This is a genomic window from Salinimicrobium sediminis, assembly GCF_900215295.1.
GTDB classification, from domain to species: Bacteria; Bacteroidota; Bacteroidia; order Flavobacteriales; family Flavobacteriaceae; genus Salinimicrobium; species Salinimicrobium sediminis.
In genome coordinates this window covers 13331-35199 of the sequence record NZ_OCMF01000004.1, presented here as the reverse complement: position 1 = coordinate 35199, position 21869 = coordinate 13331, and the positions used below count along the sequence as shown (strand labels likewise).

The following is a 21869-nucleotide window of genomic DNA, read 5'->3' as shown; positions in this document are numbered from 1 at the left end:
TTATTTTCTCAGGATGAGCTGTTTTTATCTTACCGGCTTCCTAATTCATGGTAATAAAAAACCCATGACCGGATTAAGCCATGGGTTATTTTTTTTAACCATACATTTTCTAATTCATCTGCAGCTCTAAGATAACTTCGGGAATTTCCTTTCCGCCATCTTGAAGGTATGTGTTGAACCATCGCATCATACGCAGGTTATAATCATAGCGGGCTGTTGATTTTCTGTTCCCGTGACCTTCCCCGGGATAAAGCACCAGTCTCACCGGGGTATCTGTTCTGGTTTTAATGTGTCGGTACAACTCGAATGACTGTCCCGGATCTACTCTGGTGTCTTCCTTTCCATGAAGGATCAACAGCGGAGTCTTCGCCTGATCTGCATAAAAGATCGGACTGCGCTCCAGGTAGAACTGGTAATCATCCCAGATCCTTTTACGGCTGTGTACCAGGAACATTTCTTCAGGTATATCACTTGTTCCCCATTTAGAAATATTGTTGCTGATTCCTACCGACATTACTCCCGCTGCAAAACGGTCTGAATGTCTTGTAGACATCCACGCAGTCGCATATCCACCATAGGAACCTCCGGTTACTCCTACCTTGTCGCGGTCAACATTATAGTTCTCTACAAGGTAATCTACACCATCGAAAATGTCATCAAATTCTTTTCCGGCCGGATCTCCCTGGCTGGATTTGGAGAATTCAACTCCGCGGCCGGTGCTTCCCCTGTAATTGGGGTAAAAAACAGCGTATCCCAGTCCTGCACCAACCTGCCCGGGTAGGTTATATGCAGTTAACCAGCCATTGTCATAATGGGCTTCGGGACCACCGTGTACTACGGTGATCAATGGAATTCTTCCTGAAGGTTTGTTGACAGGATGGATAAGAATTCCCTGGATCTCCATACCGTCTGAAGCTTTATAAGAGATCACTTCCTGTTTTCCGAATAGTTCATTCTGTAGCCAGGGATTCGAAGTGGTTAAACGTTCCACTTCCGAAGCTTTGGCATTGAGCATAAAGAGCTCGCCGGGATGTTGTGCCGAATTTGCCACCAGGGCCATGCGACCATCTTTGGCCATAGAAAAACCGGAAATATTGAGATCCTTATTCTCATAGTTCTTCTTAAGCTTGCCATTGATGTCCAAGGTTCCAATGCTGCTGCTTACTCCTTCACTTGCCAAAAAGGTGATGGTCTTATCGTTTTTCCAGGAGATACCATGGAATTGCCCCTGGAAATCGCGCTGCAGGATCTGTGGTTTCCCTCCCGTAGCTTCAGCTATGAATATACTTCCGTCAATAGGATCATGTTGATCTTCTCCGGCAATAAAAGCTATTCTCTCTCCGTCAGGGCTCCATTGTATAGATCCCAGTTTTGCTTTGTGATCGATTTCCGCAGTTACTTTTAAGGTATTCGCATCAACCACATAAATTCTCTGGCTGGTATAAAAATCATCTACCAGAGAAGAAGGAGCTGCATTAATGGCCAATTTGTTCCCGTTGGGACTCCACTGGACTCCCACAACATGACCTTCCACCCCGACTTTTTTAGGTGTTGGATTACTGATATCGGCAATGAATGCAGAGGAATTCGCAATATCTGTCTCGTAAACCTCCGGACTGTAAGGGAGTTCAGATTTTTTATCTTCCTCTATGTGAGAAACAAATGCTATTATATTTCCATCGGAATTCCAGTCATAGGAGGATATGGAGCTTTCAAACCCGAAGATCTTCTGAGGTTCACCACCTCCTGCCGGAATCTCATAAAGAGAGGTAAGTTCACTCCCTTCGGGCTTTGCGGTAAAGGTGATAGTGTTTCGGCCCGGCCGGAATTTCACATTACCCGTACTGTAGTCGGTCACATAGGGAGACGTGCTTTTAGAGCTCCTGTCATAAACATAAAGGTGAGAAGCGGCCGGCGCATTTTCTTTAACCGGATCTTTTGGAACCAGAAGCTGATAGGCAATTCGATTTCCGTCTTCAGAAATTACTGCATCCTGTACATATTCCAGGCTCGCCACATCCTCTGGAGTAAGTAAATTTTGTTGTGCCAGGATACTGTGAGCAATAAAGAATATGAGGATTGATATTGATCTCTTCATAGGATGTAAGATTTAAATTTATGTCCCTCAAGATAACGGATAATGGAATTTTTCCCAAGAAGAATTCTTTCTATTTTCAGGGAGCGGGTGGGTAGCAGAAATCTTAATTTACTTCCAAATTTTGGGTTCAGAGCCGATAATTCAAAATATCGGCAATGAAACCGATAAGGAATTTTTAGAATAGAAATTTGAGCAAATAATCTTTTAATGCGGTGGAGGGCTAAAAATTATCCCACCCAAACAATATATACCATAAAAGCGACAACAAATATTCCACTCATAATCAGTTGAGCCTTTAAGAAAAAAGCATCCCAATTGATCTGAGTCAGATAATTTTTAAGATCCTCCTTTTCCTCCCACATGTGATTTGTTGCCTTCATGATCTGTCATTTAAAATATCCTACTTCATTAACGGATTCCTATTATTAGGACGAAAGACGTTTGTAATTGTTTCATTGCAAACTGAAATATTAACTGCATTTTATGAATCCGGGATTTCCGTTATAACCCCGGAATGCAGCTCCACATTCTGGTCGTTTATAAAAACCAGTAGAGGAAAGCCAGGACTCCAATGAAAAGGATACCGCCAAAGATAAGCAGGCCTTTCAGGAATAGCCAGTCCCAGTTGATCTGTGATATGTAAGCTTCATATAATTCTTTTCTTCCGAATTTTTTTTGTCTTACAACCATGACTTTTAAATTTAAGTTTATAGTTATAAGACAAGATCAATTCCAAAATTTTGAATTATCCTGAAGAACTTCTCAGAAAAGCAGATAACTACTCAGGAAATTGATAATTGAAAATTCTCTTTTAGACTTGTTTCTTACATCTTTAGGGGGTTGTAGGGAATTTCGTGCGGGGTGGGAAGCATCAGAACAATTCTTACAAGAGCCTTCAATTTTATTCCAGTTTAATAGTGGCCTCGAAAAAAGTTGTGGAAAAGGTGCTCCAAATTTCCCCAACATTTGTGGAAAAGTCTTTATGGCACACCGAAATTCTAATTAATTTATCCGGCCTTTTTTACTTCAGCAAGCAGTGGCGCAATTCTTCCCGCTTTAGGCGGTCTCATTTTAAAGCTAAAGAAAATGATCGTGCTGCCCATAAGTAACCAAAGATACCACGCATTTAACACCAGCTCAAAGTATCCCATTCTGCCTTCAGCATAGCTTAGAAGCAGCAGAACCTGGGCACCGTAAGGCAGGATCCCCTGAATAATACAGGCGAAAATATCCAGTACAGAAGCTGCTTTCTCTTTTTCAAGCTTCAGGCGATCCTTAACTTCTTTCACGATACTTCCGGTTACAATAATAGAAACGGTGTTATTGGCTACTGCAAAATTGGTAAGCGCTACAAGACCTCCAATTCCGAAGTAGCCAGTTTTTTTAGTCAATTTTCCGGTAAAAAGATTTGAAATATAATCCAGGCCGCCCGCCCGGGTCACCATGGCTGCAAGTCCGCCGGTAAGCATGGAGAGCAGAAAGATCTCAGTCATTCCGGTGAAACCTTCATAGCTGAGTTTAGCAAATTCCAGCATTCCGAAATCAGAGAAATATAATCCCAATGCTCCCGCGGCGAGGATTCCGGTGAAAAGCACGACGAAAACATTTATACCTGCTATAGCCAGCGAAATTACTAACAGGTACGGCAGGATCTTAATAAGATCAATTTCTCCTGCCGGAAGAATAGCTGCCTGGGATAAGGAGCTGCCCTGGAAAATGAGGATCAATATAGTTAGAATAGCTGCAGGCAGGGCAATCCTGAAATTCTGGCGGAATTTATCTTTCATTTCACATTCCAGGGACTGGGTTGCTGCAATGGTAGTATCGGAAATAAAGGAAAGGTTATCTCCAAACATAGCTCCTCCCAGCAGGGAAGCAGATAAGATGGCCAGAGATGCTCCTGTTTTTTCAGAAAAACCCACGACTATAGCTGCCAGGGCAACGATCGCCCCTACAGATGTTCCGGAAGAAAAAGAAAGAAAAGCGGCAAGTATAAAAATTCCCGCGTAGAGGAATTCTATAGAAATTACCTGCATTCCCAATTCTACCACCGCTGCTACACTGCCAGTAGCTTCTGTTACCACCGCAAAGGCTCCCGCCAGTAAATAGATGACGCACATGGTCATAATTTTATCATCCCCACAGCCTCTTAAAAAAGTCGAAACTTTGGAATCCATGGATTCCCTGAAAAGGACAAAAGCAAGGGCGATTCCCATCACTACAGCAATGGGTGAAGGGAGGGCATAAAAATCGTTGAGGTAAATACCGGCTCCCAGGAAGGTAAAAACAAATAGGAGCAGGGGTAACAGTGCAATAATTTTTCCTTTTTGAGGGGCAATAGTTTTCATGGTTTGAGTTTAAAGGAAACTCAGGAAAGGGTAAAGGCAATACAGAGGAGGATCAACGTTTTTTCCAAAGACTGGCTTATCATTTTAGCACCTTGCTCGTTATGCAGGTTGCTATCTCCCTTTTTGAGATTCTTGATAACGACTGCAAATGTAAAGAGCAATTTAATGGCGACAAAGATAATTTCTGAAAAAAAGCAAGGTCGCAAAATTAAACCCCGATTTCCATATTTCTGTTTTGGAAGCCTGGCGGGAATTTTCAGAATAAAAAAAATCCTTCCGGGGATTTTCCGGAAGGATATATGTTTTTAGCCGATGTTGGTCTTAATCCCTTTTAAGAATGGGAGGCAGTTTATCCAAATACATCTTTTGGTAACCAGGTTCATACATTCCACTTTCTCCTATTCGTTTGAAATTATCTTCGGCTCTCTTCTGCTGGGCAGTAGGAGCTTGTTGAATCCTTCCAAAAATATGATTTAGCGCGGCCTCTAAAAAGGGTTCAGTAGGATCTCCTAAAATTCCCAGATTGGAGATATCTTCTCTTTTACTAACATCCGGTGCCAGGCCGTCCACATAATCTGATTTTCCCTGCGCGTTAGCCGATTTTAGGACCAGAGGTTGGATGGCATAAGTGTGGTTCTTATTTGCGCCGTCTCTACCAAAGTCATCACTATCGTATAATGTTACTGAAGCCTGAAATTTCCCGGTTGTTGTTTCTCCAACCTGCACCACATTTATATAAGGTTCAAGACCGTTGATCACTAATTCACTTGCCGAAGCAGAAGCATTTGTAGTAAGGACGTAAACTTTGGAAAGGTTCAGGCTGTTAATGTTTTCCCCGGTTCTAATGGTTTTATTAAAACGATTGATCAAACTTTCAGGATCATTTTGTTCATAGTAGGTCTGATATTTTTCATTCCATTGTTCTTTCATAAAGATCTGTCCCTCAAATTGCCCGGTGATCATACTTGCCAGATCTACGGCAGATTCTACAGAACCTCCCCCGTTGTAGCGGAGATCCAGAATCAGTTCTGTTACTCCTTCGCTCTTTAATTGTGCAAAAGCTGAGTTAAGTTCATCGTCAAAATCGGCTACAAAACTGTTATACATTAGGTAGCCTATTTTCCTGCCTTCCATCTCAATAGTCTTTACCAGGTGAACGGGATTGGCAGTATATCTTGAATGAGTAAGCGTTGCTGTTTTATCTGTCAGCACAAGGGTTCCATCCTCTACATATCCAATATTAATTGTAAAAGTATCAGCATCAAGCAGGGAAGAGAAATTATTTAAGGTTAGTTTTTGACCATTAACTTCAGTAAAAACTGTTCCCCGGGTCAAACCTGCTTCCTCTGCAGAGGTTCCCGGAATGATATATTGAAGAAAGGCAAAAATATTATTGGTGCCACTTATTTTTCCCAGTCCAAATTTCATTCCTGCAGTACTGCTGCTTATACCGTCAAAACTATCTTCAAGTTCTTTATAATTATCTGAAATAAAACTAAACCTGTCTTGAGAGGAGATCAGGTCGTCGAAAAGATCTTCGGGAGAACTGTAGCCGGCTAAAAAATCACTTTTTTCACCGGTATTTTTGAAATAGTCATCGGCAAGTACGGGGACATCGGCCTTATATAAATAGATTTCGTTGAGTCCGTCATAAATGAACTCCTCGACCTCAAGGTCTTCGGCAACAGCTGTTTCTTCCCCGGTTTCGGTGGAAGTTAGATTCTGTTCTGTTACGATCTCATCTTTGGAACAGGAGGTGAATATAAAAGCTGATAATATTAGGAGCAGGGGGACATTCTTCATCTTCATACGCAGGTTTTTTTAGGTTCAGGTTAAGAAGAAAAACTTCTTCCTCTCTCTACTTGCAGGAACTGTGCCAGAGTGAGTTATACGTAAGTGATCAGTAATCAGGGTTCAGAAAAAAACTGCTGTGTTTAAAAGGAAAAGTAATTTTTTGGGATAGCCCTTTATTGTAGAAAATTTAATTTTGCTAATTGCTAATTGCTAATTGCTAATTGCTAATTGCTAATTGCTAATTGCTAATTGCTAATTGCTAATTGCTAATTGCTAATTGCTAATTGCTAATTGCTAATTGCTAATTGCTAATTGCTCACTGATCTTTTTTCTTCCTCTCTGCCTCCTTGACCTGTTTCTTCAGTTTAATAACCGTGTATATGATCACAGCAAGGAGCACTATACTTACGACTATGCCGTAACCTAAGGCGGTATTGGAAACCAGGTCTTCCATTCTTTCTAAAATAGGAAAATTTGATCAGATCTTTGAGGAAAGATACAGATAAAAAAGTCCGGTTAAAATGGAAAGGGAAAAGCTTAGGAGGGTACCTATAAGTACATATTCTGTTAGCTTCCGATCTTTTGCACGGGATAGGTCACTAAAACGCAATATGGATTTTGCGGCAATCAACCATCCTATTGCAGACCATTGTTGCAGTACGATAAAGCCAAAAACAAGCAGCCGCTCCAGCATTCCAATGTATTTTCCTGCCTGCGGCAGTGAATCCTGGGCGCTGTCCTCGGGTAGTGGCCACCGGCTCATGAGCAATCTCATTAGGATCGCCGAAACAGAGGTGACGCTAAAAATTGAAAAAAGGAAAAGTAGTCCTTTCGGCCCCAGAAGGCTGTCATAACGAATATAAAAAGGATGATAAGCATATACTATTCCCAGGATCACTAATAAATGTGCCACCTGGTCAAGGGTAAAAAGCCAGCCGCGGTGGTAGCGGTCTTCAAGGTACAGTTTTAGCAGATCGATTAAAAAATGGCTGAAGAGGATAATTATCAAACCCAACCAGTATTTTAATTGAAACTGCAGGAGGATGAGCATCGCTACGGCATGTACAACAATGTGGATATACAGAATTGGAGACAGGTGTTTATGCTTTCTTTTCTTTGCGACCCAATGATCGGGCTGTAAAACAAAATCTCCTATGATATGCGCGAGGAGTAAGGCCAGTGCGAAGGAGATCATAAGCGATGGATTTGTTGGCGGTAAAATTCTTCAAGGCGCAGCACCTCATCGTAGCCACCCCTTTTCAAGCCTTCACTTATGCTGCTTTGGGAGCGGTTTAAAAGTGCGGCAAGTTCGGTCTGGCTGTTTTCAGGATGTTCAAGGGAAGCCTGTATAATTGTGGCTACCGTGGGACTCCAGTTATCTATGGTTAGGAGAGCCAGGCTCATCATAAGGTTTAGCATCTCATCAAAATCAGTATTGCCGCTAAAGATGCCAAGATTTTGTTTTTTCAAAACTTCAAATCCTTCTCCCGATCTTATGAAAGCAGTGCCGTTAGACTCACTGATATTTTTGGCTTTGTGGTTTTGATCGCCAATGCCTATAGCCATTCTCACATCCAGGTTCCGGAACTGTTTTAAGCCCGATTTTATATGAAGAGCAGCAAAAAGAGCTTTTTCCGGCTCCAGAGCCAGTTGAAAGCTATCCCCTCTAAAGATCTCCCATTGTTGAGGTGTTTTTCCATATTGGGTTAAAACCTCTTTTAATAAGGCCAGCCATTGCTCCGCGGGCTCCTGCCTGGAATTAATTATATCACCTGTAATTACTGCTAACATGGAACCAATATCGGTTTTAGAAACGATATATGCAAATATCGGGTTATTTTACGATAAGTACGAAATTCAAAAACTTTTAAATAGCTGATCCTCTTTCTGCCCTGGCAGTGAACTTTTTTTTCCACACAAAATATCGCAGAATAATATAGATTGGGGCAGCAATAAAACCCAGAGCAACTCCCAACAGAAAAAACATGAAAGTGAAGAATTTTATCCAGAGTTTGGTGAAGAAAGATGTTCCTTTTGGAAGGTACCGCCGGTAAGGCGAAAAAAGATAGACATTTGCCATCACTGCACTAATTACAAAACCCACAACCGGAATAAAGCCCAGAATAAAGGAGAGTCCGCTGATCTTGTAGAATTTCCTGTCCTGATATTTAAGGTAATCATTCACTCCCGGATCCTGAAAGATTAGGTTTCCACAGGAGTTGCATTTTTGATGGATGGCCGGGCTTTCCAGTTTGCTTCCGCAGGAAGGGCATTTGCGATGAGACAGAAGCTTCAGTTGGTGTTGCCGCACATCTTCAACCAATGCTGATTTACGCTGCCCAAAAATCCCAATTTTATGGATATTAGGTTGAAGGGCTTTACAGTGGTAGCAATTGACGGCAAATGGCAGGTTTAAATTTCCGCAGGAAGGACAGGGTGTTTTTTGCTTTTCAAGTTTGCGGACATATCGTTTTTGCAACACGACAAAAATTGCGATTGCCAAACCATACACAGTAACCATGACAATTCCGGCCCAAACGAGAAGGAAAAAACCAAAGATTACCAGGCTGTCTTCCATCCAGCTGCCTATGCGGCCCATATAGAAATTGTCATCTTCATCAATATCCTCCAGAAAGCTGATGAAATCCCGGCGAAGAGAGGCCAGCCAATGCACCATTAGCATTCCGAAGCCAAGCAGGACCCATTTAAGGTCAAAGGCTGCCCACTGCATCTCCTCCAAAACTTCTACAGAAGCCTCGTCCAAAAGGTTTAGGTTGATCACCAGGAAGATGAGGGGTTTAAGATAAGTTTCGGCATTTTTGACCAGATTCCTGATATCGGCGCTTTTGTCTCCAATGATCTCAAGGATACTAAGGATTCCCAGAACGACCAAAACCCAGTTGCGGGTAATAAATGTTCCTTCTGAAGGCGGAGCGATATCTCCCATGCCGGGAAAATATTCGGGATAGGTGAGAAATATTGCCGCTAAAAAAGCCGGAAGGAAGGTTCTCATCGAGAACAGGGGGATAGACCCGAGGATGGTCACAATTTGGGCTACAGACATTTTACCTGTTTAGGCAGGTTAAGATAGATACTTCCTGCAACAGAAGCAAAGATCCCCGGAATATTTACGGCTTGAATTGGATAAATCCGCTGGAATCGGAATAAAAAAAAGCCCGGAATGATCCGGGCTTAGGTGATTTTCAATGATTAGTAATAAGAAAAGCTGTAAGATTCAAAAGGCGATTCACGTGTAATAATAAATCCGTCAAAATTATATTCATTAGCAAAACTGTAACTGGTACTACTGCCAGAATTCTCCACTTCTACAGCTCCCGGAAAATTATGCTGTACAGGGTGTCCAGGGATGATTTCCAGTGGGAAGGGATTAAATTTCGAGTCATAGTTGCTATAGGTATGGGAAGTTTCCTGTTTCCAGCTGTTGTTTCCTGAAGGAATATAGGAGACTTCAGTCTTTAGGTTTCCATCGGAATGATAGGTATAGACCTGCATGGTTTTAGGAATATCCTCTCCCCCGGGCTTCTTCTCAAAATTTGTCTTTTTTGAGATCTTACCCGAAGCATTGTATTCGAGCAGACTATACCCTGTGACAAAAAATCCCTGTAGCTCTTCGGTTTTTACCACTTTACCGTTTTCATAATGGAAGAGGATGACATCTCCCGGGAAAGAGGAGATAAATTCCAATTGCCCCTGCCCGTTATAGCTATAGGTATCCACCTTTCCATAATAATCAGGTGTATAGGATTCAATTTTCACGGTACTTATTCTTCCGGAGGCGTCGTAGGTGATTGTTTTAATGGTCTTGCCTGCTGAAGTAACTGTTTCTAAGGATTTGGCCCTTCCGTAGAGTTCATCATCCAGCAAGGTAAAGCTCATGCTGTTAAGATCTCCCACTACCACAGCTCCCGTGGCCCTGACCATCTTAAAAGTGAAATTTTGATGAGCTTTAAGAATTTGATCATTCTTTAGCACAATCTCAAATTGCACTCTTGAAGCTCCTGCCGAAACAGGTAATTCTAGCACATTGTTCTCATCTAAAGGAGGGACTGTGGTTAAAAATTCCGAAACAGCTTCCCCTTCTACTTTAATTTCCAGCGTTCCTTCTCCGGGAGCTTCTCCTAAAATATCAATTTCGGCATAGGTTGCATCGGGATTATCTTCAATAGACATTAAGATTATTGTGCTAAAATCGGCTTTTGCCGCCTGCTCATCGTCAATAATGGTGATATTTAGCAACTTTTTATTTCCTAAGAGAAAACCCTGTGTGCCTTCAATTAATTCAAAAACCAGATCCTTATTTCCTTCCATTAGGCCATTCTCTTCAGGCTTAAGAAAAAATGATGCGCGGGTGTCTCCTTTCCGAACATCTATTTCCATTTCCTGCCCTATAAGGGGCGGAGTAGTTTGAAAAGGAATGTCATGCCCGGTTTTTAGCTTGACAAAGATGGAACCGCTGGTGGTTGCAGGCCGGTTAAAATTGATAAAGATCTCATGATCTGCAGCTTCTTCCATTATATGAAGATCTGCCGGGAATTCCATAGTAACAGGAAGCGGAATAGGTGCCAGTGGCTCCTCATCACTGGAACAGGCAAGGCTGAACACCAGGAATAGGGAGAGGTAGAAAAATTTGGTTGTTTTCATGAATAAAATTGATTAATTGATTGATTGATGAAATTCTTCTTTCTCATCGAAAAAAGGATATCTACATAGACTTCTGAATTTTGAAAATGTTACAGGATATTTTTGAACCCGGGGAGAGAATAGAAAAATTTATGATTTTTGGGACCTTATGGGAAGACCAGGACTTAAAACAAATTTTATATTAGCAACCTAAACCAGAAATGATGGCAACAAAAATCACAGTTAACAACAACGGTTCTCTCCTGATCAAGGGAGATTTTGAGATAGTGGATAAGCATGGAAATGCATATGACCTGGGAGGAAGGGAGCAGGTAAGCCTTTGCCGCTGCGGAAAATCTTCTAATAAACCTTTTTGTGACGGCTCTCACCGCGGACATTTTGAACATGAGGCTGAAGCATTTGCCTTACCTCCTAAACCCTAAAAAATTAAAGGGCAGCAACCATAATTAGTTGCTGCCCTTTAATTTTACCTGAAACTTTTTAATCTGGCTACAAAATCGCTTAATGTAACATAGACATCCCCGGTTTTAGGATCTTCATAAATATTGTACCGGGTGGGATAGTTATTTGATTCATGGAAGAATTCCGGTTGGGAGAATTCAGCACTTATATCGGGATCGGAAATCAAGACATCCAGAGTGGCCATAGGTTCTGTAAAAATATATTCACCATTAAATGTACCCAGCACCATGATGCTTGTAAATGGAAGATAAGCAGGTAAGTTGAGGGGTAGCCAGTGTTTTCCAATATAGGGATAAACACCTCCCTGCCCGGGCGGAGTTCCGTAATCTTCAGGCATATAACCTTCAGGCGGATAAAGGGTGAAAAGGTCTTCCGTTTCCGGAGTATATTCAGGAATGGAGAGCCGCTCTTCATTGGAAATCATGTAGAAATAAAAATCGAAATGTGGATCAAAAAATGCCGGCGGATGACCCTCAGACCATTTTAAAGCTAAATGTTCGAAGGGAGTGACTTCCTTAGCTTTTTGATGCAGCGGAAAAACTGTGGCAATATCAAATTCCGGTAAGATCTCCACATTATCAAAGACTTCCTTAGTCATTATAAATCCAATTTCCACAGGAAAATCATCGTCGTCAAGGCTTATGAAGGAGCGAATTTTTCCTTCGCCATATTGTACCTGAGGACCTTTAAATACATGAAGCTTTTCAGCGTTTAATCTTTCGGAAGCAAGTACAGAACTACCTTCAGAAGCTTTAAGGTTAAGATCTTCATTTACAGGGTCATTTTTTTCTACCGAACAGGAGGTGAAAGCCGCCAAAATTCCTAGTGCGCAGAAGTGTAATATTAGCTTTTTCATAATCAAAAATTTTTAGGTTATCAGCTTAAATTTAATTCAGATTAATGCATTATATTTAATTGACATACAAAAGGTTACTGCGCGTAGATCAAAGGTTGATTTTGAATGGTCGGACGGCTTTTTAACGTGATCATTGTATTTAGTCTCCTAAAAGATGTACTTCGTATCTCCCCTTCAAAAAGTTTCATTTTTTCCCCCTGTTTAAGTAGAAAGTTTTGGCCAAAGAGTAAAGGTTAATTTTAAAGATACTATGCGTTACAGGTGTATAATAGTTGATGATGAACCCAATGCGATAAATATATTGTCGAAGTATGTTGCGGCCGTTCCCATCCTGGAACTATGCGGTACCTGCACAAACGGGCTGCAGGCGTTGGACGTGCTTTTTGGTAAAAAGATAGACCTTATCTTCCTGGATATTGAAATGCCGGGCTTACAGGGAACTATGCTTGTAAAGTCACTCCAAAATCCTCCTGCTGTAATCTTCACTACTGCACATAATCACTTTGCTGCCGAAGCATTTGATCTCGATGCCCTGGATTATTTGATAAAACCAGTTTCTTTTGAACGCTTTTTAAAGGCTATAAATAAATTGCCGCGGAATTTTTCAGAAGGAAATGAGATTGTAGGTCTCATGTCAAACTATCTCTATTTCCGATCTGGAAGAAAAATGGTAAAGGTCCTGTTTGATAATATTTTATATATCGAATGCCTCAAAGACTATATAATCATTCACAGGAATAATGCACCTGAAGTGAGGGTCAAGCAAGCCTTTAATACTTTAGAAGCTATTTTACCCCGGCACCTTTTCCTTAGGATCCACCGCTCCTTCATAGTTTCCAAACCAAAAATAACTGCATTTTCAAGAGATTTCGTAGAAATTGGTTCCCTTGAAATCCCTATTGGCAGGAAATATAAAGAAGTGACTGCGGCACTCGAAGAGGATTAGTGGTTTGGAGTGGAAATACTATAAAGAGAGGAACTGGATCTTCAGGAGGTACAATTCTCAGTTTTTGAACAGAAAGCCGATGCTTTTGCCTTACCTCCAAATCCTTAATAAAAAAGAGCAGCAACTAAATCCAGGTTGCAGCACGTTTTTAACTGTATTCAAGGGCCTTTAAACGGGCTGTAACGAATTCAAATTCCGTCTGAATTTCCTTTTGCTTTGCCTGCAGGTCTTGTTCAGGAATAGGTTCAATTTTCAAAAGTCCACGAAATTCCTCAATTTCTCTTTTGAGTCGGTTAGCCTGTAAGTAATGCAGGGAAGTGGTATTCTTATGAACGAGATTAGATAGCTCGTCGGCGTCCTGGTCACCGGCAGCTGCAATGAACTCCTCCTTATAGATCTCCAGGGTACGCACAGAATTGCTGATGAGCTTTTGAAGGACCTCAATATTTTTACCGGCAATAGTGGTGTACCTGGTAATGTCTAAGGAAGGCTCCCGGATCTCATCTGCAATCCTTTTTATAGCTCTGTCAAAAACCACATTTACATCAAGGATTATTAATTCAGGATTCTCTTTATCTGCTCCTTCAGTAAAACTCTCCACGGCTTTTTTCAGCTTTTCTGAAAGTTCTTTAAAATGAAACATTTCGAGAAGAACTATGGATTTATGCCGAAGATCCTTTAATTGTTGAAGGTCAGCCTCCAAAACACCTTTTGAAAAGGCATTTTTATATTCTTTTAATTGAGATAAAACGAGTGGCAACAATTCATCCTCCACATGGACTTCTTGATTAGAAGTTGTTTCTGAAGTTGAAAATTCTCCATTAGAACTTTTGCCGTTCGAATTCTGGAAAGAAAAAGGGAGATGCAGCAGAATCTTCTTTTTAAGATCCAAAGGTTCAAAAGGCTTGGTTAAAAGTCCGCTAAACCGGGTTTCGTGATCTGCCTGTTGCACTTCCTGATTTTTGTCGGCAGTAAGGGCCAAAACGGGAATGTTTTGATAACCGGGAAGTTTACTTATCCTGTAGGTGGCCTCATAACCGTCCATGACCGGCATCCTTATGTCCATTAAGATGAGATCATATTGGTTGGCCATTGCCAGTTCTACTGCTTCTTTTCCATTTTTGGCTTCATCGGGTTTAATCTGCCACCAGTTTTGAAGGAACTGGAGGATGATCCGGCGATTTATTTCCACATCTTCTACCAGCAATATCTTAAGATTTTGAAGGTTTTCAGGATTACCTGTTTTGGTTTCCAGGCTAACCGGAAAAACTTCATTTTTAGCTTTTTTTACCGGCAGACTAAAATAAAATCGGGATCCCTTACCCGGGGTACTTTCCAACTTTATTTCACTACCCATTAATTCTAAAAGAAGCCGTGTGATACTAAGACCTAATCCTGTTCCCCCATACTGGCGTACTGTTGAACTTTCTGCCTGGGTAAATTTCTCAAAAATGTGTTCTATTTTATCTTCAGAGATACCGATGCCTGTATCTTCAATATCAAACTTAAGCCATAAAGTCTCATTTTCCTGTTTTTGTAGCTCTACTGAGATATTTACTTTTCCCGATTCGGTAAACTTCACCGCGTTACTTACCAGATTATGCAGTACCTGGGAAAGTTTTAGCTGGTCTGTGGCAATCCTGGCAGGAATTTTATCATCTATATGAAGGTCCAGCTTTGTTTGCTTATCTATGGCCATTGGATGATGAGCCTGCTTGAGATTGATTAATAGCAAGGGAAGATCAAAATCTGTAATATGGTGTGTGGCTTTTCCTGCTTCCAGTTTGCTAAAGTCCAGGATATTGTTAATGAGTGCCAGCAGGTTTTTAGCCGAAAAGCTGAGAGAATTAAGGTTTTCTTTTTGATCTTCCCGCGGGTTCCTGTCCAGCAACAAATTAGTTAATCCAATCACAGCATTTAGAGGAGTTCTGATTTCATGGCTCATGGTAGAGAGAAAATCTTCCTTCGCTCTTGAAGCGGCTTCCACCTCTTCTATTGCCTGTATTAAAGCTTCCTCGGCCTGCTTCCGGTCATGGATATCAAGGTTCATTCCAGACCATTTATAGACCTTACCTTCAGTATCAAGAATAGGAATGGCTTTTACATTGGTCCATATGGCTTTACCCGAGGCACTCAGGAGCCTGAATTCGGAATCGAAATTTTTCAGGTCTGCAACGGCTTGTTTCCATTGTTTTTTAACCCTTGTTCGGTCTTCGGGGTGTATGGCATTTAACCAACCTTCTCCAAGGGTTTCTTTATTGCTTTGACCGGTAAAATTTCTCCAGGACATGCTTTCATTTAACACCATGCCGTCCGGTTCTGTTTCCCATACTGCAAGGGCAGATGCTTCGACCAGATTTCGGAAACGTTGTTCGCTTTCCCTCATAGCTCTTTCTGCCTCAGCTCTTTCCATTGCAGCCCAGGTATGATCGGCAACCTCTTTTACCAGAGCCACTTCCTGATCTGTCCATAGCCGCGGATTCTTTTGCTGAATGGTCACAATGGCTGCTAATTTTTTATTTTTAAGCAAGGGTACAGCAATAATTGCCCGTACCATGTAATTGTTTATCTGGTGGGTCGCTTTTTCATCCTTTTCATAGGCTTTCATTAAATCCTGTACCACCATCTCTTTACCTTCGCAAAGTTGTTTTTGCAGTTCCTTACTAAAATCAGAGATTTTTACTTCAGAAGTGATAGGCTCAATGTTTTTGTAATATCCCTTCCTGCCCGCCAAAGTATCTTCATCTTCAAGGACTTTAGAAAAATATGCCCGGTTGACCTCCAGATGAGTACCCAGAATTTGCATGGCTGTCTCCTGGATCTTTGCAGCGTCCTCAAGAGGACGTATGGCATCATTAAGTTCCAGTAGGAAAGATGTTCTTTCTTCTGCTTCCTTTCGGTCTGTGATATCCTTAAAAATTATTGCTACGTGCTGCTCATCGGGTGCATCGATTCTAAAGGCGTTCACATCAAACCACCTGCCCATTGGCTCGGCATAATCTTCAAAATGTATAGATTCTCCTGTGGAGGCCACATTCCCGTAGGTTTCTTTCCAAAAAGGCTCCAGGTCCGGCACCGTTTCATTCACTGTTTTTCCAATAACATCTTTTAAACCTGTTTGAAATTCAAAAACAGGATTGGTTTCGACATACCTGTAATCTGTACAAGCTCCGGAAGGATCCCGAATGATCTCAATGAGACAGAAACCTTCATCCATGGAATTGATGATCTTTTTGTATTTATCGGTAGCATGTTGCGCCAGTTCTTCCTTAAGCTGGATGAGCTCCTGTTCTCCTTTTTTGCGTTCGGTAATGTCTTCGGCAGTGGCCAGCAAAAGATGATTGAGTTTGATCACCCTGAAATGAAACCAATTTTGAAAGCCTTCCCCGTCATAAAAAACTTCAAAATCTGCAGGTTCTCCTGTCTCTGCCGTATTTCTATACTGAGCCAGCACCCCGGTGCGGTGCACATTTGGAAAAACCTCAGAGAACTTTTTGCCTTTGAGATTCCGGGGTAGCCCCAGCACATTATAATTGAATTCGTTGACCATGAAGAACTCAAAATCTTCAGGTTTCCCGGTTGGATCATTAACAGTCTTATAAAGGATGATCGAGTTGGGAGAAGCGTCAAAAACCGATTGTAACAGGGAACGGCTTTCTCTTATCTGAGAAGCCTGGATCTTGATTTCTTCTAAAGAAGTTTTTAGCATTTCCGTTTCTGAAGCCAGACCTTCAATAGTAGCTTTTTCCTTAAGTACTTCTGTTACATCAAACACTCTATGGATAATGTACTCAACTTCACCTTCAGAATTTAAAACCGGGGAATTGGTAGGACTCCAGTATTTTTGAATAAAATTGCCATTGGGACCCGGTACGTAATAATTCTGTATGGGCATGCGGTGGGCTTTTTTTGTGGTAAGAACCTCCTTCAATGAAGTGCGTAAATTTTCAACACCGCTTGCTTCAGGTGAACTGGGATTATCGGGAAACACAAAAAATAAATACTTCCCGATGATCTCCTCCCGGGTGGTTTCTGTTGCCCGTAAATAGGCATCACTGGCCATTTCGATATGAAAATCGGGCGTTAATACCAGGTAAGCGTCAGGTGCATTTTGAAGTACTTCGAGTAATTTACGGCTACGGTTTTCGCTTCTTCGGAGTTCCTGTTCTGCTCTCTTTCTTTCGGTAATATCCTGGACAAGCCCTATAATCTTGCTGATATTCCCCTGTTTATTGGTAATTAACCTCCCATGGGCTTCCATGATCCTTAGACTACCGTCTTTACGATAGATCCTGCGGGTATAGGTATATGCTGTTTTCCCGGCAATAGCGCGGTCTATCACTTCCTGTACCGCGGGCACATCATCGGGATGAGAATGTTGATCGATCCATTCAAGGGTAGGGGCAAAAGAACCCGGTTCTTCTCCAAAGATCCGGTACAGTCCGTCAGAAAAATAAACAGTCTGAGTATCTAACAGAACTTCATAGCTACCCATTCCCGCTAAAATCTCTGTGGAACGCATGAGCTGTTCGGTTCGTATTCTTTCTTTTTCTGCTTTGACCCTTTCGGTGATATCCTGAACAGTTCCGTAAACACTAATAGGGATTCCCTCCTCATCCTTATTTATCCCTGCTCTCCTGTGAATATGTCGAAGTGAACCATCAGGACGAATGATCCTGGTTATGGTATCATGGGGTTTGCCCGTAGCATGAGTTTTGTTTATTGCCTTGTCAAGATTCTCAATATCATCTGGATGCACAAAGGAGTAAAATTCCTGAATAGTAAGTCCTTCTTTGCGGGGTTCGATCCCAAAAATATTGTAGAATTCAAGAGAGCAATGCATCGTGTCTCCCGGCAGCTTTCTTTCAAAGCTACCTATATGACCTATTTGTTGAGCATGTTCAAGCCGCCTGTGCTCTTCCCGAAGCTTTTCTTCGGCCAATTTCTGTTCATGAATGTTTTGTGCGATACCGAGAACGTGAGTAATATTTCCTTCCCCGTCCTGCTGAAAGATCTTCTCCCTAATTCTGTACCATTCCCATTGGGATTGCGGTGCACGGAATCTCACTTCAACTTCACATTCTTCTTCTCCTGTGAGCGATCTGCAGTTGTCAAGACTTGCCATGCGTTCTTCGTAATCTTCAGGATGAATGAGCATCCTGAAGATGTCCGAGTTTTGATCAAGAATGTACGAGACCTCATAGCCGAGTAATTCTTGTACCTTTTTGCTTATAAATGTGATTCGTTCTTCACGAAGGTCAATTACAAATAAAATATTGGGACTCAGGTCGGCCACTTTTTGAATAAAGTCGAACCTTTCTTTTAAATCCTTTTCTCTGAAATCCTCACCGGATTTATCCGCTTCTGCCATTAAAAATTAACTATAAATATATATTGGTTCTTGTCCCTGTAAAAGTGTTTATGTAACTGAGATACAGGCGTCCGGAAAAACAAATTCTGCGCCACTTTTCTGTCGATAATAATTCTCTCAAGCAATTGAAGAACGCACAATAGACTTTTGTTTTGAAATATAAGTAAAAAAGAATTTAATAAAGCAGTGGGAGGTAGGGCCCTAAATAATTTATGGAAGATTTATGGTTTTGTTCTGGAAAAGAGCCCAAATTTTAAAATTAAACGGAAACAAAACTATTTAATTCAGCGTCTCCCGATGAAGTGTCCTTTATTAAATTTTCCTCCTCCGCACACTGAAGAGTTTGTAACTTTTTTATATTTTAAAAGTCTTATACCTAAATATTTATGATTTATAATTAAAATACAGTTAGCTTATGAGAAACTTATTTAAAATGCTATTGTTCCTTTTCATTCCTCTCGGAGGTTTTGCACAGGAGGAACAACAAACCCGGGAGGTGAGCAAATTTGAGGTTCCTGTTGAGTATTATCAACTTGACAACGGCCTTAAAGTGATCCTCTCTCCAGATCAAACGTCACCTACGGCTATCGTGGCGGTTTACTACAACATCGGGTTCAGGATCGAGCCTAAGGATCGTACGGGATTTGCCCATCTTTTTGAACACATGATGTTCCAGGGATCCCAAAATTTGGGAAAGATGGAATTCATTAAACTGGTTCAGGAAAACGGCGGAGTCCTCAACGGGTCTACCCGGTTCGATTTTACCAATTATTTTGAAATCGTTCCTGCTAACAAACTGGAGACCATGTTATGGGCAGAGGCAGACAGAATGAGGGGGCTGGATATTACCCAGGAAAATCTTACCAACCAACAGGGGGTGGTGAAAAATGAGGTAAAGGTAAATGTATTGAATCAGCCTTACGGTGGATTCCCATGGTTGGATATGCCTCAGTATGCCAACACCAACTGGTATAATGCACATAATTTCTATGGGGACCTGGAAGATCTCGACGCTGCCACCCTGGAAGATGTGGAGAGCTTTTTCAATACTTACTATGCACCAAATAATGCTGCTTTAGCAGTGGTGGGAGATTTTGATATGGCGCAAACCAAGAAATGGATCCAGGAATACTTCGGAAATATACCGGCAGCCGATCTTCCGGCCAAACCAGATATTTCTGAGCCCCGCCAGGAGAAAGAAAAGGAATTTGTAAAAAATGATTCTCTGGCCAATAAACCTGCTATTGCCATTGCTTACCATATGCCGGAAAGAAATACTCCCGAGTATTATGCTATGGGCTTGTTAAATCAAATCTTAATACAAGGAGATAATGCCCTGCTTCAAAAAAAGCTGGTGGATGAGTTGGGCTATACTTCAAATGTTACCGGCGGGATCAACTACCTGGGCAACATGTTCAATTACAATGGTCCCATGCAGTTAATGTTTAATTTTACTTATGATAGTGAGACCTCTAAAGAGCAGGTGGTGACAGCCGTGGATGAGGTGATCAACAATCTTGAAGTTACTCCCGATATGCTGGAAAATGCCCTGGTGAAAATGCGCTCCCAGCTTTACGATGAACTGGGAGGCACCTTTGGATTAGGTAGGGCAGATTTACTGGCCACTTTTGCCCTTTTTGACGACAATCCTGCAAGGATCAATGAGCTGGAGGAGGAATTTAAGAAGGTGACGCCACAGCTTATGAATCAAACTGTTGAGGAATATCTACGGAAGACTAACCGAACCATTTTAGTTGTGAATCCGCTATTAGCCAATAACGAAAAATCGAAGTGATGAAGACCAGAATATATACGCTATTAATTTTTATGCTTGTTGCCCTTCAGGTGGAGGCACAGGATAAACAAACTCCGCCCAAAGGAGGAGAACCCAAGGATTTTACACTACCCGAAAAGGAAGTGGTCAATTTTGATAACGGCCTTAAACTGGTACTTGTGCCCTACGGCAGTATTCCTAAGGCCACAATTAATATTACTCTAAAAACGGGAAATATCAATGAAGGCCCCGAGGAGGTGTGGCTGGCAGATCTGCTGACCGATCTTATGGAGGAAGGTACCAATGCCAATTATTCGGTTAAAGACAGCCTTTCAGGCATGGGAGGAAACTTAAATATTGGAGTAGGAGCCCACACCACTTCCTTATCTACGAGTGTCCTCGCCGAATTTGCTCCCGAAGCTGTTAAGATTCTGGCCGATGTGCTGGTGGATCCAAAACTACCCGCCAGTGAACTGGACCGCCTCAAGAAGGATATGAACCGGAATCTCACTGTTTCGCTATCAAGGCCCGGAACCCAGGCCAGGAAGGAATTTTTTGCTGAACTCTATCCCAACCATGCCTATGGAAGACAATATCCTACCACAGAGCAGGTAAATTCCTATGACCTGCAGGATGTAAAGAGTTTTTACGATAAAAACTTTGGTGCCGCGCGCACCACAGTATATGTGGTGGGGAAATTCAATGCCGAAGAAGTTAAATCTGCAGTGGAGCAGAAATTGAGCAGCTGGCGTAAAGGCCAAAAGGCAGAATATCCCGTGGCCGAACCGGTGACCAATGCAACAGTGAAGATCATCGACAGGCCGGGTGCCCCACAATCAACTATTCTTTATGGTTTACCGGTAATAGATCCGGCTCATGAAGATTATATCGCACTGGATGTGATGAATTCCCTTTTAGGAGGTTCTTTTGGATCCCGAATTACGAGCAATATCAGGGAAGATAAGGGATATACCTATTCTCCGGGCAGTGCCCTGGTTTCCAATTACAAGACCGGGATTTGGTATGAAAATGCCGATGTGACCACAGAGTTTACGGGAGCTTCAATTGCAGAGATTAATAAAGAGATCAACCGCCTGCAAAACGAAGCGCCTTCACAGGAAGAGCTGCAGGGGATCAAGAATTATGAATCGGGTATATATGTGCTTCAGAATTCCACTCCCGGAGGTATCATAGGACAACTCAACTTCCTGGATGTCCATAACCTGCCGGAGTCGTTTCTCGTAGATCAGGTGAAGAACATCAATGCTGTCACTCCGCAGGAAATTCAGCAAATGGCAAAGAAGTATATTCAGCCGGAGAAAATGACCCTAATTGTAGTGGGGGATAAGGAAAAGATCAAGGATCAGGTAAATGAAACCATGAAAACTCCTGCGGAAATAAAGAAATAATTGAAAAAATTAAAATCAGAACCCGGTGAAAACCGGGTTTTTTTATGCCCTGTTTTGGTGCCAGAATGATAAATGTCATGCTTTAAGAGGAGCAGGGTTCTTACCTTTAAAATGGATTTTAAAAATGCTTTTGAGATTCAATAGCTTTA

15 protein-coding genes and 1 riboswitch are annotated in these 21869 nt (G+C 41.7%); of the genes, 4 read left to right on the top strand and 11 right to left on the bottom strand.

The window, feature by feature from the left end:
* Positions 1-109 precede the first annotated feature (109 nt).
* From CRO16_RS13090 to CRO16_RS13055, 9 genes are all read right to left on the bottom strand, one after another.
* Positions 110-2098, bottom strand: coding sequence for a S9 family peptidase (locus tag CRO16_RS13090; RefSeq protein ID WP_097056848.1), 1989 nt, complete (start codon positions 2096-2098; stop codon positions 110-112).
* Positions 2099-2325: 227 nt separating this feature from the next.
* Positions 2326-2478, bottom strand: a complete 153-nt coding sequence (locus CRO16_RS16215) for a hypothetical protein (protein WP_179670542.1) — start codon at positions 2476-2478, stop codon at positions 2326-2328.
* A gap of 157 nt (positions 2479-2635) precedes the next feature.
* Complete coding sequence (locus tag CRO16_RS16210; RefSeq protein WP_179670541.1) at positions 2636-2788, bottom strand: hypothetical protein; 153 nt, start codon at positions 2786-2788, stop codon at positions 2636-2638.
* 317 nt (positions 2789-3105) lie between these two features.
* Entirely contained in the window at positions 3106-4446 is a 1341-nt protein-coding gene (locus tag CRO16_RS13085) for a Na+/H+ antiporter NhaC family protein (RefSeq protein ID WP_097056847.1), read from the bottom strand.
* 48 nt (positions 4447-4494) lie between these two features.
* Positions 4495-4590, bottom strand: a riboswitch (SAM-I-IV-variant riboswitch).
* A 177-nt stretch (positions 4591-4767) separates the two neighbouring features.
* On the bottom strand, positions 4768-6255 hold the full coding sequence (locus CRO16_RS13075; protein WP_097056845.1) for a S41 family peptidase: 1488 nt from the start codon (positions 6253-6255) through the stop codon (positions 4768-4770).
* A gap of 463 nt (positions 6256-6718) precedes the next feature.
* Positions 6719-7435 (bottom strand): DUF3307 domain-containing protein, encoded by a 717-nt coding sequence (locus tag CRO16_RS13070; RefSeq protein ID WP_097056844.1) that lies wholly within the window; start codon positions 7433-7435, stop codon positions 6719-6721.
* The gene (locus tag CRO16_RS13065) at positions 7432-8031 is read right to left on the bottom strand and encodes a SatD family protein (protein WP_097056843.1); all 600 of its coding nucleotides are present in this window, start codon (positions 8029-8031) and stop codon (positions 7432-7434) included. Before CRO16_RS13065 ends, CRO16_RS13070 begins: the two co-directional genes overlap by 4 nt.
* Before the next feature lie 76 nt (positions 8032-8107).
* Complete coding sequence (locus CRO16_RS13060) at positions 8108-9304, bottom strand: DUF4126 domain-containing protein (protein WP_143544542.1); 1197 nt, start codon at positions 9302-9304, stop codon at positions 8108-8110.
* Positions 9305-9450: 146 nt separating this feature from the next.
* Positions 9451-10902, bottom strand: a complete 1452-nt coding sequence (locus CRO16_RS13055) for a hypothetical protein (protein WP_097056841.1) — start codon at positions 10900-10902, stop codon at positions 9451-9453.
* A gap of 200 nt (positions 10903-11102) precedes the next feature.
* Between CRO16_RS13055 and CRO16_RS13050 the strand changes: the two genes are divergently transcribed.
* Entirely contained in the window at positions 11103-11324 is a 222-nt protein-coding gene (locus tag CRO16_RS13050) for a CDGSH iron-sulfur domain-containing protein (RefSeq protein WP_097056840.1), read from the top strand.
* Between the two features lie 44 nt (positions 11325-11368).
* Here the strand turns inward: CRO16_RS13050 and CRO16_RS13045 are convergent, their stop codons facing one another.
* Entirely contained in the window at positions 11369-12220 is an 852-nt protein-coding gene (locus CRO16_RS13045) for a hypothetical protein (RefSeq protein WP_097056839.1), read from the bottom strand.
* Positions 12221-12470: 250 nt separating this feature from the next.
* Between CRO16_RS13045 and CRO16_RS13040 the strand changes: the two genes are divergently transcribed.
* The gene (locus CRO16_RS13040; RefSeq protein ID WP_097056838.1) at positions 12471-13166 is read left to right on the top strand and encodes a LytR/AlgR family response regulator transcription factor; all 696 of its coding nucleotides are present in this window, start codon (positions 12471-12473) and stop codon (positions 13164-13166) included.
* Between the two features lie 148 nt (positions 13167-13314).
* Here the strand turns inward: CRO16_RS13040 and CRO16_RS13035 are convergent, their stop codons facing one another.
* Positions 13315-18537, bottom strand: a complete 5223-nt coding sequence (locus CRO16_RS13035) for a PAS domain S-box protein (protein WP_097056837.1) — start codon at positions 18535-18537, stop codon at positions 13315-13317.
* Positions 18538-18952: 415 nt separating this feature from the next.
* Here CRO16_RS13035 and CRO16_RS13030 point away from each other — a divergent pair, with 415 nt between their 5' ends.
* Positions 18953-20332 carry a M16 family metallopeptidase gene (locus CRO16_RS13030; protein WP_097056836.1) on the top strand — a complete coding sequence of 460 codons (1380 nt, stop codon included), beginning with the start codon at positions 18953-18955 and terminating at the stop codon, positions 20330-20332.
* Positions 20332-21720, top strand: a complete 1389-nt coding sequence (locus CRO16_RS13025) for a M16 family metallopeptidase (RefSeq protein ID WP_097056835.1) — start codon at positions 20332-20334, stop codon at positions 21718-21720. Before CRO16_RS13030 ends, CRO16_RS13025 begins: the two co-directional genes overlap by 1 nt.
* Positions 21721-21869 lie beyond the last annotated feature (149 nt).